The 13,945-nt window shown below is 60.1% G+C and carries 13 protein-coding genes; 10 read left to right on the forward strand and 3 right to left on the reverse strand.

Translation table 11 applies throughout. The features are described 5' to 3' along the window. Positions 1–13 precede the first annotated feature (13 nt). The 5 genes from O2N64_RS10920 (at position 14) to O2N64_RS14400 (ending at position 4,989) form a co-directional block, all read left to right on the forward strand. Entirely contained in the window at positions 14–661 is a 648-nt protein-coding gene (locus O2N64_RS10920) for a hypothetical protein (RefSeq protein WP_271077627.1), read from the forward strand. A gap of 21 nt (positions 662–682) precedes the next feature. Further along, a complete protein-coding gene (locus O2N64_RS10925; RefSeq protein WP_271077628.1) occupies positions 683–1,339 on the forward strand; it encodes a hypothetical protein in 657 nt (218 codons plus the stop codon). Positions 1,340–1,434: 95 nt separating this feature from the next. Continuing rightward, positions 1,435–3,987: a type I DNA topoisomerase gene (gene topA, locus O2N64_RS10930; protein ID WP_271077629.1), complete on the forward strand. Its 2,553-nt coding sequence runs from the start codon at positions 1,435–1,437 to the stop codon at positions 3,985–3,987. A gap of 85 nt (positions 3,988–4,072) precedes the next feature. Beyond that, positions 4,073–4,315 carry a hypothetical protein gene (locus tag O2N64_RS10935; protein WP_199803279.1) on the forward strand — a complete coding sequence of 81 codons (243 nt, stop codon included), beginning with the start codon at positions 4,073–4,075 and terminating at the stop codon, positions 4,313–4,315. Positions 4,316–4,332: 17 nt separating this feature from the next. Then, positions 4,333–4,989, forward strand: a complete 657-nt coding sequence (locus O2N64_RS14400) for a response regulator (protein WP_333781559.1) — start codon at positions 4,333–4,335, stop codon at positions 4,987–4,989. 24 nt (positions 4,990–5,013) lie between these two features. On the opposite strand, the gene era is transcribed toward O2N64_RS14400, so the two are convergent. Genes era through lepB form a run of 3 tightly spaced genes read right to left on the reverse strand, consistent with a single transcriptional unit; the run spans position 5,014 to position 7,429 of the window. Continuing rightward, positions 5,014–5,916 carry a GTPase Era gene (era, locus tag O2N64_RS10945; protein ID WP_271077630.1) on the reverse strand — a complete coding sequence of 301 codons (903 nt, stop codon included), beginning with the start codon at positions 5,914–5,916 and terminating at the stop codon, positions 5,014–5,016. Beyond that, positions 5,913–6,584 carry a ribonuclease III gene (rnc, locus tag O2N64_RS10950; protein WP_271077631.1) on the reverse strand — a complete coding sequence of 224 codons (672 nt, stop codon included), beginning with the start codon at positions 6,582–6,584 and terminating at the stop codon, positions 5,913–5,915. The genes era and rnc overlap by 4 nt, the downstream gene beginning before the upstream one ends. Beyond that, on the reverse strand, positions 6,581–7,429 hold the full coding sequence (lepB, locus tag O2N64_RS10955; RefSeq protein WP_271077632.1) for a signal peptidase I: 849 nt from the start codon (positions 7,427–7,429) through the stop codon (positions 6,581–6,583). The genes rnc and lepB overlap by 4 nt, the downstream gene beginning before the upstream one ends. Before the next feature lie 121 nt (positions 7,430–7,550). On the opposite strand from lepB, the gene pgi reads away from it, so the two are divergent. From pgi to O2N64_RS10980, 5 genes are all read left to right on the forward strand, one after another. Then, positions 7,551–9,071 (forward strand): glucose-6-phosphate isomerase, encoded by a 1,521-nt coding sequence (pgi, locus tag O2N64_RS10960; protein WP_271077633.1) that lies wholly within the window; start codon positions 7,551–7,553, stop codon positions 9,069–9,071. Between the two features lie 412 nt (positions 9,072–9,483). Then, the gene (locus O2N64_RS10965) at positions 9,484–9,969 is read left to right on the forward strand and encodes a TspO/MBR family protein (RefSeq protein WP_271077634.1); all 486 of its coding nucleotides are present in this window, start codon (positions 9,484–9,486) and stop codon (positions 9,967–9,969) included. 109 nt (positions 9,970–10,078) lie between these two features. Next, entirely contained in the window at positions 10,079–11,122 is a 1,044-nt protein-coding gene (locus O2N64_RS10970; RefSeq protein ID WP_271077635.1) for a PAS domain-containing sensor histidine kinase, read from the forward strand. A 254-nt stretch (positions 11,123–11,376) separates the two neighbouring features. Beyond that, positions 11,377–12,855, forward strand: a complete 1,479-nt coding sequence (locus O2N64_RS10975; RefSeq protein ID WP_271077636.1) for a DEAD/DEAH box helicase — start codon at positions 11,377–11,379, stop codon at positions 12,853–12,855. Positions 12,856–12,890: 35 nt separating this feature from the next. Then, positions 12,891–13,919: a hypothetical protein gene (locus tag O2N64_RS10980; RefSeq protein ID WP_271077637.1), complete on the forward strand. Its 1,029-nt coding sequence runs from the start codon at positions 12,891–12,893 to the stop codon at positions 13,917–13,919. Positions 13,920–13,945: the final 26 nt, after the last annotated feature.

Consider the following 13,945-nt stretch of genomic DNA (forward strand, 5'->3'; position numbering starts at 1 on the left):
TATGCATTCTGCGATGACGGTGGCCGAACGCGTCAGTCTCATTTTCGAGGAAGCGCAGCGTTTGGTTCTCGCAGCATGGAAAAGTGCCGCGATTTACCTTGCGGGTGTGACCGCTCTGGGAGTGCTTGCCGACCAAGACCCGGAGGCGATAGGCATGGGTTTCCTCCTCAGCGGGGTGCAGCTTGGCCTCGGCTATTTTTTACTCACACAGATGATCGACAAGGGCGGGCTCGCCGATCGTCGCAGCGCGGGTTTCGGAACCTATTTCGGTTTGACGTTGCTGAGCGGCATCGCGATTGCAGTAGGGCTCGTCTTTCTGCTTATCCCAGGCATTTTCCTGTTCGTCAGGTGGGCACCTTTGTATCCGGTTGGATTGGTCGATGGAGACGGGATCGGCGCTGCTATGGGCAAGTCCTTCGAGATGACCAAGCCCCATTTCTGGCCGATACTGGTCGCACTGCTTCCGGTCACCGCCTTGCAGTTTGTGTTTCTAATCGGATATCTGGCGATTGAGCCGAATTATTTCACTTTACCGTTGCTCATCTCAACATTCGGCAATCTCGGAATATCGGCTGGTCTCATCGGTATCACTGCTGTCTGCACTGCGGTGTTTGCGTTGCTGGACAATCGCAACGAAAAGATCGCCGCAGTCTTTGACTAGATCACCGGAAGCAAAGTTGTAATGGCGTTTCTTCAGGAAAAACGGGCGAATGTCGCCGATTTGCTCGGCGGGACTTTTCGTGAGCTCGGCGCGATAAGGCGCGAGCTGGCGATCTATTTTGTGATCTTCGCTGCGCTGACCTTGCTACCGGTCAACCGGATCGGGCTCGGCCTGCTGTTTACACTGGCTTTGTTTGTAGGGTACTTCGTCGGGCAGTACATGCTGTACCAGGCGATGCTGCGGAAAGCCGGGATGCTGCATGACAGCGGCTGGCGGATTATCGAGTTCGGCGTGATGGCCGTGCTACTCGCCATCCCCATTTCAATCGGCCTGAATTTGTTCGTGATACCCGGCCTCATCCTGATCGGGAAATGGATCATGGCGCCGACTTTCCTCGTCGCGCGGCGGCAGAATTTGATCGAAGCTATCGGCGATAGCTGGCGCGCGAGTGACAACAACACCGTGCATCTGACGCTTGCCGCAACGCTGGTTTGCACAGTCTGGATTATCGCCTTTGCCGTCTTGGCGGCATTGGCCGATTTTACTGGCGCTTATTTCGCAGACGATCTGGTCTGGCTGTGGATGCATGTCCTGCCAGTGCTGCTCGCCGGCCTGTCGATGGCGGCCTACAAACAGCTGAGTGACGAAACGGCAGCGCTGTACGAAGTCTTTTCTTGATTTTGCAGCCTCGGCGCTCCACCCGCTTGACGAACTCGTGAAACCCGCACCACCCTCGCGCGTACGTACACGTGTAGGGACACCGTCAGGACATCATGCAACTCGTCATCGTCGAATCGCCAGCCAAGGCGAAAACCATCGAGAAATACCTGGGCAAGGACTTCAAGGTTCTCGCCAGCTATGGGCACGTCCGCGATTTGCCACCCAAGGATGGGAGCGTCCGCCCGGATGAGGAATTTGCGATGGATTGGGAGGTTTACTCCGACCAGCGCAATCGCAAGCAGGTAAAAGCCATCGCCGATGCGGCGAAGGACAGCGACCGCCTGATCCTCGCAACTGACCCTGACCGCGAAGGCGAGGCGATCAGCTGGCACGTTCTCGAATTGCTGAAAAAGCGCAAGGCGCTGCCGACGAATGTCGAGCGGGTCACGTTCAACGCAATCACGAAGCAGGCGGTCACCGAAGCGATGAAATCGCCGCGCGAGCTCGATCAGGATCTCATCGACGCCTATCTCGGCCGCCGCGCGCTCGATTACCTTTTCGGTTTTACGCTCAGCCCGGTGCTGTGGCGCAAGCTGCCCGGCGCGAAATCGGCGGGACGCGTGCAGTCGGTCGCTCTGCGCCTGATCTGTGAGCGCGAACGCGAAATCGAAGTCTTCAAGGCCGACGAGTATTGGTCGGTCACGGCCAAGATGGAGCATGATGGCACCGCCTTCGATGGCCGTCTGGTTCGCTTCGATGGCAAGAAACTGGAGCGGCTTTCCATCGGCGACAAGGGCACTGCCGACGCCGCGAAGAAGGCTGTCGAGGACAGCCGCTTCACGGTGGAAGAAGTCGAGACCAAACCGCTCAAGCGCAGCCCTGCGCCGCCGTTTACAACCTCTACTCTTCAGCAGGAGGCCGCCCGCAAGCTCGGCTACTCTGCCAGCCACACGATGCGCTGCGCGCAGTCGCTGTATGAAGCGGGCGCGATCACCTACATGCGTACCGACGGTGTGCAGATGGACATGAGCGCGATCATGGCTGCGCGCGATGCGATTTCGGAGCGTTTCTCCGAAGAGTATCGTCCGGAAAAGCCGCGCTTCTACCAGTCGAAGGCGAAGAACGCGCAGGAAGCGCACGAAGCCATTCGTCCCACCAATTTCAGCCGCGATCGCGCAGGCTCGGGTGACGAGGCGAAGCTGTACGATCTGATCTACAAGCGCGCGATGGCGAGCCAGATGGCGACCGCCCAGCTTGAGCGAACCACCGTCACCATGCGCGATCCGACCGGCAAGCATGAATTGCGTGCGACCGGGCAGGTGGTGAAATTCCCCGGCTTCCTCGCAGTGTATTCGGAAAGCTTCGACGACAAATCGGACAGCGACGATGACAATCTGTTGCCGGTGATGCGCAAAGGCGATAGCCCGGCGAAGAAAGCGGTCGAAGCGGTCCAGCACTTCACCCAGCCACCGCCGCGTTTTTCCGAAGCCAGCCTGGTCAAACGGCTTGAGGAGCTCGGCATCGGGCGGCCTTCGACCTATGCCTCGACAATCCAGACGCTGCGTGATCGCGATTATGTGCGCATGGAGAAAAACCGTTTCTTTGCAAAGGATTCGGGCCGTCTTCTGACAGCATTTCTTGAACGCTTCTTCCCCCGCTATGTCGCCTATGACTTCACAGCGGAGATGGAAGAGGAGCTTGACGATGTCTCCGGCGGCCGTGCCGAATACAAGACATTGCTGAGCGATTTCTGGCGCGACTTCAAGCCGAAGAGCGATGAAGTGATGGAGCGGCAGCCTTCGGAAGTGACCGAAGTGCTCGATGAATTCCTGTCCGACTTCCTCTTCCCCGAACGCGAGGATGGCCATGCGCCGCGCTGGTGCCCGCTCTGTGCAGAGCAGGGGCGCGATGGCGGCGAACTCCACCTGCGTGGAGGGCGCTACGGCGCTTTCATCGGCTGCGACAACTATCCGGAATGCACATTCCGCCGCAAATTCGGCCAACCCGGCAAGGATGACGGTTCGGACGACGGCGCAATGGGCGAACATCCGGACACGGGCGAAGTCATCGAGCGCAAGTCTGGCCGTTTCGGCCCCTATGTGCAGATTGGCGAAGGCAAGGAAGCCAAGCGTGCCTCAATTCCCAAGGACGTCGACGATTTCGATCTCGAATGGGCGGTGAAGCTGCTCGGCCTGCCGCGTATCGTTGGCCAGCACCCCGAAACCGGCAAGGATATCGAAGCGGCCATCGGTCGCTACGGACCGTACCTTCGCCACGATGGGAAATATGCCAAACTGTCGGGCACGCGCGATGTCTTCGATGTCGGCATGAATGCAGCCGTCACCTTGCTCGCCGAAGCTGCCAACAAGGGCGGACGCGGACGGGGAAGCCGCGAACCGCTCAAAGTGCTCGGCAAGACCGAGGCTGGCGACGATGTGAAGCTGATGGACGGCCGCTACGGCCCCTATGTCACCGACGGCAATGTCAACGCGACAATCCCGAAGGATAAGGACAAGGACAGCCTGACGCTGGAAGAGGCGCTCGCACTGATCGCCGAGAAAGCGGCCAAGAGACCTTCAAAAAAGAAGCGCAAAGCTCCTGCCAAAAAGAAACCAGCCGCAAAGAAAAAGGCACCCGCGAAGAAGAAGGCCGGTGCGAAAAAGTAACCACTTTCGCACGCGGCTTTCCGGCGTTTGTAAATCTTCAAGACTTGGGCGGTAGGCAGGCCTTTCTCACTAAAGGGCCTGCACCGTGATCGAGATCGAAATCCAGAACGAAACGCATCAGTCGCAGCAGCGGCTGCGCTTTGCTTCCGTGCCGCGCATAGGCGAGAGCATCCGCCTGCGCGAAGACACCGGCGTTTATGAAACTTACGACGTGCTCGACGTCTGGTATCAGAAGGCCGAGTTCGGCGATGTCTGGACGCCATATCTCCACGTTCGCGCCGCTTCTGCTGCAACCATGCCAACCGCCGTTGCCGGCGGACGGTTCTGAGGAGGGGAGGCAAGACCATGCAACATCTCATCAAGCGCAGCACCGGTCCCCGCGCAAGCAAGGCCGCTCCACCCACATTGGCTGAGCGTCTCGCCGCCAACCGCAAGGCTTCGCAGGCAGCCGCGGCTGAAGCGCTGGAACAGCAGGAGTTCGAGCAGGTTGAGGACGTGCTCGACCTGACGGAAGAGGCTCCGCTCGAGGCAGCACCGTCCAGTGCGACTGCCAACGATACCCCAGCCAACGATACCGATGCCATCGTCGAAGCGGCCAAGGCGGCGCGTTCGGGCGGCGCCAAGCCGCAAGCATCGGGCAAAACCTGCCTGGTAGTCGATGACAGCCGGGTGATCCGAAAAGTCGCAAGCAAGATCGCCAGCGACCTGGGCTTTGCCGTGATCGAGGCAGAGCACGGCGAAGAAGCGCTTGTCCGCTGCGAACAGGCCATGCCTGATCTCGTGCTGACCGATTGGGACATGCCGGTGATGGACGGCCCGAGCTTCGTCTCCGCTCTGCGCGAAAAGCCGGGCGGGGTGGCTGTGAAAGTCGTCTTCTGCACATCCAAAGGTGAGGCGGGCGACATCCACAAGGGCATCGGCGCAGGCGCGGATGATTACATCGTCAAACCGTTCGACGACGCGGCCATAACCGCGAAATTGCAAAAGCTTGGCGTGATCTGAGGAGGGTGGGGCTGCCAGACAGGCTTACTTTACCCAGTCGAGGCCCATTTCCTCATACAATTCGCGGTTCTCGGCCCAGCGTTCATCGACCTTCACGTGAAGGAACAGATGGACTTTCTGGCCGAGGATTTCGGATAGTTCCTTGCGTGCTTCCTCGCCAATCTCCTTGATCCGGCGGCCTTGCTTGCCCAGCACGATGGGCTTCTGGCTATCGCGCGCAATCACGATCTGCTGGCGGATCTCGACACTGCCGTCCTCGCGCTGTTCATAACTTTCCGGACGCACTGCGGCGTCATAGGGAAGTTCCTCATGCAGCTGGCGATAGAGCTGTTCACGGGTGACCTCGGCAGCGAGCAGGCGTTCGGAGGCATCTGACACCTGATCCTCAGGATAGTGCCACGGCCCTTCCGGCATCAGCGAGGCGAGATGCTCCTTGAGTTCAGGAACGCCATCGCCGGTCAGCGCGGATACGAAGTAAATCTCCGCAAAATCGGCGATCTGGGTCAATTCCTGCGCCAGCTCCAGCAGCGGTTCTTTCTTGCTCACATCAACCTTGTTCAGGACGAGGATTTTCCGCTCTGGCCGGTCTTTCAGCAATTCCAGCAGGGGCATCAGCTCGTGGCGGCGCTGCTTGACTGGATCGACGACCAGCAACACAGCATCTGCAGCGGTAGTGCCTTCCCATGCGGCGCTCACCATTGCGCGGTCGAGCCTGCGCTTCGGCTCGAAAATGCCGGGCGTATCGACCAGCAGTATCTGTGTGTCCCCATGCAGCGCGATGCCGAGAAGGCGCGCGCGGGTTGTCTGCGCCTTGGCGGATGTGATCGCGACCTTCTGGCCCACCAGTTGGTTGACCAAGGTGGACTTGCCCGCGTTGGGAGCACCGATCACGGCGACCAGGCCGCATTTGGTCTCTGGCTGGCTCATCCGAATTTCTCCATAAACAGTTTTGCGGCTTCGGTTTCTGCATCGCGCTTTCCGCTGGCGGTCGCTTCGACTTCACCGACTTTGTAAACGCTCACCTTGACGGTGAAGCGGCGTGCATGATCGGGGCCTTGCACGTCGGTGACTTCATACTCGGGCGGCCTGCGCTGATTGCCTGCAGCCCATTCCTGCAGAGCGCTCTTGGGATGTTTGCTCTTGCCGGTTTTGCCTTTCAAGGCATCGTCCCACAGGTCCCGGATCAGCTGCTCTGTAGGGGCAAAGCCATTTTCAAGAAAGCTCGCACCCAGCAAGGCTTCCATAATGTCGCCCAGTACATTGTCGCTGTTCTGCGCGCCGTCCTCGCGGGCCTGCTTGCCCATGATGACATGATCGGAGACGCCGATTTCGCGCGCGCGGTCAGCACAGGTCTGCTTGCTGACGAGGGCGTTCAAGCGCTGCGCCATGCGGCCCTCATCATTCCGGCCGGTCTCATACAGCCTATGCGCGATGGTGAGGCCGAGTACGCGGTCTCCCAGGAATTCGAGCCGCTGGTAATCGCGCACTTCGCCGGTGCTTCCGTGGGTCAGCGCTTCGCGCCACAGGCTTTCGTCGTCGACGGCAAAGCCGATGTCCTCCAGCCAGTCACGCGTCGCACGCTCAAGCTTGCTCAAATGCCGTCCCCGATGCGGCCCCAGCGCGCAGCCGAGAACCACGTCCACGGCAACAGCCATTCGGCATTCCCATCGGTGGACCAGTACATGAAGCTGGCTTCGGCGACGAGGTTTTCCTGCGGCACAAGGCCGATGCCGCGACCCGGCTCTGCGGGAAAGCGACTGTCGAGCGAGTTGTCCCGATTGTCGCCCATGAGGAACAGCATGCCTTCCGGCACGACCACGGGCGCGGTATTATCCTGCGGCAGTTCGCCCAAATCCATGATGTTGTACGAAGCACCGCCCGGCAGAGTCTCGCGGAACTGCGGATAGGCGCAGGCAGGCGCGCCGTCCTCCGTGGTGGTGGCGAAGCGCTGGCTGCGGCACTGGTGGTTTGGCGTGACCGGCAGGACATAATCCTCGATCCGCTCCATCCCGACAGGCGCGCTGTTCAGGTGCAACACGCCGTCGACCATCTGAACCGTATCGCCCGGCAGACCGATAACGCGCTTGATATAGTCGGAGCGGTCGATCGGATGCTTGAAGATCACGATGTCCCCGCGATCGGGCTGGCTGCCGAAGATCCGCCCGTCGCCCGCGTCGATTCCGAAGGGGAGCGAGGCGCTGGAGTAGCCGTATGACCATTTCTGGCTGAACAGGTAATCGCCTACCAGCAGGCGCGGCATCATGCTCTCGGACGGAATGTTGAAGCTGGTGAAGAAGAAGGTGCGGAAAATCAGCACTACAATCACCAGTTTGACCAGGAACCAGCCGAAGCTTTTCCAGTCTTCTTTCTCTTCCGTAGCCTCCGCTTTGCTGTTCGCAGCGGCGGGCTCGTCGATCTCTCTGATATGCTCTTCAGTCATCGGTTTGGGTCATGTTGCGCAGCGCCGCGAAGGTCAAGCATGCTTCGCATAGGAATTCGCGGTTTTCATTCGGATGCGAAGCGCCTAGCCGTGAGACAAAGCTGCAAGAAAGGATTTCGTTTTGACCCTGTCGCGCGATGAAGCCTGGGAAAAGGTCGCTCTCCATCCCGATCCTACGCTGGAGGAATTATTCGCAGAGGACCCGAACCGGGTCGACAACCTGGCAACGCGGCTAGAGCTGGGCGGAGACATGCCGGGCATCTTGTTCGACTGGTCCAAAACGCATCTGACCGAGGATATCCTCGTCGATTTTGAAGAGCTGGCTATAGCGAGCGATTTTGACGGGATGCGTGCGAAGATGTTCGCAGGCGAAGTGGTCAATCCCACGGAAGGACGCGCGGCAGAACACTCCGCGCTGCGCGGTGTGGGCAAGGACAGCTCGGTCGAGGAAGCAGAGGCTTTGCGCGAACGCATGCGGCTCCTCGTCAGCGCTTTGCACGAAGGTGCGTTCGGCGAAATCAAGCACCTGATCCATGTCGGCATCGGCGGCAGCGCACTGGGGCCGGACCTTGCGGTAGATGCGCTCGCGCGGGACCTGCCGCTGGTGGACGTGCATGTCGTTTCCAACATCGATGGTGTGGCGCTGGAAGAGGCTTTCGAAGCCTGCGATCCGCAGACCACATTCGTCGCAGTCGCCTCCAAGACCTTCACCACCATCGAGACGATGACCAATGCGCAGAGCGCGCTCAAATGGCTCGCTGACAATGGCGTTTCCGATGCTAGTGGCCGGGTGATCGCGCTGACTGCTGCGCCGGAGAAGGCCGTCGAATGGGGCGTCGATGAAACCCGCATCTTGCCCTTCGCTGAAAGTGTGGGCGGCCGATATTCGCTGTGGTCCTCCATCGGCTTTCCTGTGGCGGTTGCAGTGGGCTGGGAGGACTTCCAGGCGATGCTCGACGGCGCAGCGGCGGTCGACCAGCACTTCCGCGACACTAACGGGCGCGACAATCTGCCGCTCCGCGCTGCCTTTGCAGACTTGCTCTATGCCCGGATCAAGGGCGCTCAGACCCGTGCGGTGTTCGCCTACGACGAGCGGCTACGGCTGCTGCCCGATTACCTCCAGCAGCTGGAGATGGAATCGAACGGCAAAAGCGTGACGGTGGATGGCAAGCCGAGCGGCCCGACCGCGCCGATCACCTGGGGCGGTGTAGGGACGGACGCGCAGCATGCCGTCTTCCAGCTTCTCCACCAAGGCACGCATCTGGTGCCGATCGACTTCATCGCCAGCATCGAGCCGGGCGATACGCTGGACGCGGCGCACCACACGATCCTGTTGATGAACTGCTTCGCCCAGGGCGCTGCGCTGATGGCAGGCAAAAGCTCAGACGATCCGCACCGCAATTATCCCGGTAACCGCCCCAGCGCGACAATCCTGTGCGACGATATCGACGCGGCAACCTTCGGTGCGCTGATCGCGTTCCACGAACACCGCACCTTCGCCAACGCCGTGCTGATGGACATCAACCCCTTCGACCAGTTCGGCGTGGAGCTGGGCAAGGAAATCGCGAAAAAGATTGAAAAGGGCGGCGAGCGGTTTGATGCGAGTACTGAGGCGCTACTAAAAGCTGCGGGGGTGGGGTGATGGGCCCAGATTACGCTTCCCAATTCGCGCGGCTACCGGATAACGAGTTAACGGCAATCGCATTCGCGCCTAATGGTGACGAATATGAAAGAGACGCTGTTGCAGCCGCGCTCGCAGAATTGCGCAGCAGGCGTTTGGATCAACGGGAACTCGGGTCACACATCGCTGAAGAGAACCGAATTCTCGAAGCTACTTCTGCACGTGCAACGGCGTCGAACGAGTGGTGGCGAAGGTCATTGGTCGTATTGTTGGCCCCGACCCTCTTAATTCCGCTCATGATGGCATCGCGACTAGACGCAAAGGGGTATCTGACGAAGGCCAAAGACACCCAAGCATGGGGTATCAATGCATTTCTTGGGTGGCTCTTGTTGTTCGTGCTTTTCTCCTTGGAATTGATCTGAGGGTACTGGAAATGACCTTCCCCCTCATCTTCGCGATCGCATGGGCGCTCATTCTCGCAGCGGGAGGAGGGCTGCTCACCACGATTGGCGAGTGGTACTATGATCTCAAGAAGCCGAGTTGGCAGCCGCCTGACTGGCTCTTCGGTCCGGCATGGACGACGATCTTCGCGCTGGCCGCGTGGGCTTTCGTGCGCAGTTGGGACGGGGCCGAAGCGGCGGGTGAGACATCGTTGCTCATCGCGCTTTACGTGATCAACGGTGTTGCCAATTTCGTCTGGTCGCCGATGTTCTTCACGCTCAAGCGGCCCGACTGGGCGCTGTATGAAGTACCGATCCTGTGGGCGAGCGTCCTCGCGCTGGTGCTGACGCTTGGCCGATACGACGATCTCGCGCCGTGGCTGATCGTGCCCTATCTCGCGTGGGTCAGCTTTGCGACGGTGCTCAATTGGAAGATCGTGCAGATCAACAAGCCTTTCGGCGAGGCGAGTGGCGGATAGCAGCGGATCGAAGGTTTTCGACAGCGCGCCAGAATTGCGGTAGAGCTGAATAATTGCGGCGGTACTGGGCCGTTTGGCCAAGTGGAGGTACCGGCAAGTTATGGCGTCTATGGACCACGCCGATCAGCAAGCGAGCGCAACCTGGCGGGTCTCCCCCGACATGATGTGCTTCTTTCACGCAGACGGAACATTTGCCTCGGTCAATCCGGCCTGGCACCGCACGCTTGGCTGGGCGCCAGACGAGCTTGTCGGCGAGCCATACATTCAGTTCGTCCACCCAGATGATGTCGAACGCTCGCAGGAGGCTTTTGGCGAAATTCTCGCGGGCCGACCGGTCCTGCGCTTCGAGAACCGCTACCGTCACCGCGATGGTGGCTATCGCTGGCTGTCCTGGGTCGCGGTGCCGGAGGATGACATGTATTTCTGCTCTGCCCGCGACATCACGATCGACCGCGAGCAGGCGCGCACGATCGAGACGCAGCAGGAGGAAGCGAGCCTGCGCGAACAATTCCTCGCCATCATCGGGCACGATCTGCGCAATCCTCTGGCCGCACTCGGGTCCGGATTGACGATACTGGAGCGGCGCAGTGAGGAAGAAAGCCTGCTCCCCATCATCAAGCAGATGCGCAGCAGCGTCACGCGCATGAATGAGCTGATCGACAACATTATGGATTTTGCCCGCGTCCGGCTTGGCGATGGGATCGGGCTGGACATCGGCGAGCATGACGATCTGGGCGAATCCATTGCGCGCGTGATCGCGGAGGTCAGCCTTGTTACGCCGGGGCTGAAATACAATTTTGATAACCAATCGACGCGGCCCGTGCGCTGCGATGCTTCGCGTGTTCAGCAGGTTGTATCGAACCTGCTCGCGAATGCAGCGAGCCACGGCGACTGGGATAAACCCGTCCAAGTTGTCTTTTGCACGAAGGAGGATCATTTCTTCGTGGAAGTCGCCAATGGAGGCGATGGCATGAGCGCCAATGCGCGGCAGAACCTGTTCCAGCCGTTCTTCCGGGGCGAACCGGAGGAAAGCAAGCAGGGTTTGGGGCTGGGTCTGTACATCGTGTCCGAAATCGTGAAGGCGCATGATGGGCGTATCGATGTGGAGTCCGACGATCTTGAAACGCGGTTTTCGCTCTGCATTCCAGGATAGTCGCTACTGCGAGCGTTAACCCCTCGGGCCGAATTGCCTTGCAATTTATGCTGCAATGCACCACATGCGGGCCATCGAAGAGAGCGCCAGCGTGAAGCGGCGATGGTGAGAAAGCCATCAAGCCCCGGCAGCCCTTCGGTCCTTTTCCTGAGACTTCCCTTTTCACGCGGGTCGTTTTGACACCCGCGCCGCGCCCGGATTCCATCTCGGATTCCGGATAGCGCGCCGCATATATTGCGAGTTTAATACATATAATGACTACCAAATTTTCCGATCTCGGTCTGTCGCAGCCTGTAATGCAGGCGCTCGATATGCAGGGATATGACACGCCGACGCCGATCCAGGCGCAGGCCATTCCGCCTGTCCTCAAAGGCCGCGACCTCCTCGGTATTGCGCAAACGGGTACGGGCAAAACCGCTGCCTTCATGCTTCCCAGCATCGACAATCTGCGCGCAGCCGACAACCGCATCCCGTTCAAGTCCTGCCGCATGCTTGTGCTGGCTCCGACGCGTGAATTGGCGGGTCAGATCGCCCAGAGCGCCAAGGATTACGGCGCGCTTGCTGGCCTGAAGGTCCACTCGATCGTTGGCGGTACCAGCGTCAACAAGGATCGCAACAAGCTGCACCGGGGCACCGATATCCTTGTCGCGACACCTGGCCGCCTGCTCGACCTGATCGACCAGAAAGCATTCAACCTTTCGGGTCTCGAGATCCTCGTCCTGGACGAAGCGGACCAGATGCTCGACCTCGGCTTTATCCATGCGCTGCGCCGCATTCGTGAGCTGGCCCCGGCAGAGCGCCAGACGCTGTTCTTCAGCGCCACCATGCCCAAGCAGATCAAGGAGCTTGTCTCCGGCTATTGCACCAATCCGGTGCAGGTCAGCGTCACGCCCGAAAGCACGACGGCAGAGCGCATCGACCAGTACCTCTTCATGGTGCAGGCCGACGAAAAGCAGAGCCTGCTCGAGCTGATCCTGTCGGGGCGCCACGATGTGCCCGGTAAGTTCGAGCGCGTTCTCATTTTCGCGCGCACCAAGCATGGCTGCGACCGGATCGTGAAGAAGCTTTCGCAGGTGGGCATCGCCGCCAATGCCATTCACGGCAACAAGAGCCAGCCACAGCGCCAGCGCGCGCTCGACGAGTTCAAGCGGGCGAAGACGCCTGTACTGATCGCGACCGACGTTGCCGCACGCGGGATCGACATTCCGGGCGTGTCGCACGTGATCAATTACGAGCTGCCCAATGTGCCGGAGCAATATGTCCACCGCATCGGACGCACCGCGCGTGCGGGTGCAGACGGGATTGCGATCGCTTTCTGTGCCGAGGACGAGCGCGCCTATCTGAAGGATATTAGCAAGACGACCGACGCCGAATTCGATCGCCTGCCGTTGCCTGAAAACTTCCGCGCAGTCGTTGAAGGGGTTGGCCCCACGAAGCGGGCGCAGCCGACCAAGCAGAAACGCATACACCCCAAGCCGCGCGGGAAGTCCGCAGCGATGCGGGGCGAGGGCGGCGGCGCTGCCGCTCCCAAAAAGAAGCATCCTGCGCGCAAGGGCAAGCCCAATCACGGCCCGCAGGGTGGCGGTCAAAACCGTGGCGGCAAGCCCGGCGGAAATCGCGGCGGCAGCAATTCTGGCGGTCGCAGTTTCAACAATCGGCGCAGCGGTGGCGGCAATCGCAATCGCGGCGCTGGTGGAGCTGGCGGTCAGGGCAATTCATCGCGCCAAGGCTAAGCCAATCTTAAGCATAGCGGCATAGCGTCGCGCCCATGATCAGAACGAAAACAACACTGGTCGTGGGCGCGGGCGCGTCTTGCGAGCTGCAATTTCCTGACGGGCGTGAATTCCTTGCCCGCATCTCCGCCGGTTTTGATTTCCAGCGTCTCGGTACGTCGCTCGAAACGCCCGATATCAAGGCGATGGCGGACCATATCGCCGATATCGCCAAGAAGGCGCGGGTGAAGAAGGCAGCGCTGATGGAAGCTGGGCAGACCATCCGCTCTGCCGCCCGCATTTCAAGCTCGATCGATTCCATTCTTGAGCAGCATGGCGACAATCCAATGGTGCTCGCCGTCGGCAAGCTCGCCATCGCGCATTACACGCTGGATGCAGAGGCGCAGTCTCCGCTGGGAGAGGAGCCGAAGGATCCGGGCGACCTGCCGGTACGCGGCAATGAGAATTGGTTGTTCCAGCTCGCTCGTGCGGTTGTGAACGGCGTTCCCCGCTCCGAAGCCGAGCGGTGCTTCGACAATCTCTCGATCATCTGTTTCAATTATGATCGTTCCATCGAGCATTACCTGCCGTGGACGCTGCACATGGCGTTCGGCATGAGCCTGACCGATGCGCGCTCACTAGTCGCGGAGAAGCTCAAAATCATCCATCCCTATGGCATGCCGGGGAAGCTCGACTGGCAGTCCGCAAAAATGCCTGTCGCCGAATGGGGAGCTGGCGAGCTTGAGGATTTGCCCTCCGTTGTCGAGCAGATCCACACACTTTCCGAACGTAAGGAAGAGCGCGGTTTCAGCCGCCAGATGTTCGCCGAAGTGGTGCAGGGCAAGCGCCTTGTCTTCCTCGGCTTTGGCTTTGATCCGATGAATTGCGCAATGCTTTTCGATGCGCCGTTCGAGCATAATCCCGATGTCCTCGTTACCCTGCCGCGCGCCAGCGATACGCAGCGCGCCGCGGTGATGCGCCTGCTGAAACGGCAGGCGGGCATCAAGGATGAGGGTCTGATTACAATCGAAGACCTGCGCGCGTGGGAGCTTATGCGCGATTACGCGCCTCTCCTGGAAAGCTAGTAACCCGGAACGGTTGCCCCGCGAAT

The organism is Aurantiacibacter sp. MUD61 (assembly GCF_027912455.1).
GTDB lineage: Bacteria > Pseudomonadota > Alphaproteobacteria > Sphingomonadales > Sphingomonadaceae > Alteraurantiacibacter.

Coding starts and splice junctions, on each gene's coding strand:
- O2N64_RS10920 (WP_271077627.1), top strand. CDS start 14: ATGACGGTGGCCGAACGCGTCAGTCTCATTTTCGAGGAAGCGCAGCGT.
- O2N64_RS10965 (WP_271077634.1), top strand. CDS start 9,484: ATGACCTTCCCCCTCATCTTCGCGATCGCATGGGCGCTCATTCTCGCA.
- O2N64_RS10925 (WP_271077628.1), top strand. CDS start 683: ATGGCGTTTCTTCAGGAAAAACGGGCGAATGTCGCCGATTTGCTCGGC.
- era (WP_271077630.1), bottom strand. CDS start 5,916: ATGAGCCAGCCAGAGACCAAATGCGGCCTGGTCGCCGTGATCGGTGCT.
- O2N64_RS10970 (WP_271077635.1), top strand. CDS start 10,079: ATGGACCACGCCGATCAGCAAGCGAGCGCAACCTGGCGGGTCTCCCCC.
- O2N64_RS10980 (WP_271077637.1), top strand. CDS start 12,891: ATGATCAGAACGAAAACAACACTGGTCGTGGGCGCGGGCGCGTCTTGC.
- O2N64_RS14400 (WP_333781559.1), top strand. CDS start 4,333: ATGCAACATCTCATCAAGCGCAGCACCGGTCCCCGCGCAAGCAAGGCC.
- lepB (WP_271077632.1), bottom strand. CDS start 7,429: ATGACTGAAGAGCATATCAGAGAGATCGACGAGCCCGCCGCTGCGAAC.
- topA (WP_271077629.1), top strand. CDS start 1,435: ATGCAACTCGTCATCGTCGAATCGCCAGCCAAGGCGAAAACCATCGAG.
- O2N64_RS10975 (WP_271077636.1), top strand. CDS start 11,377: ATGACTACCAAATTTTCCGATCTCGGTCTGTCGCAGCCTGTAATGCAG.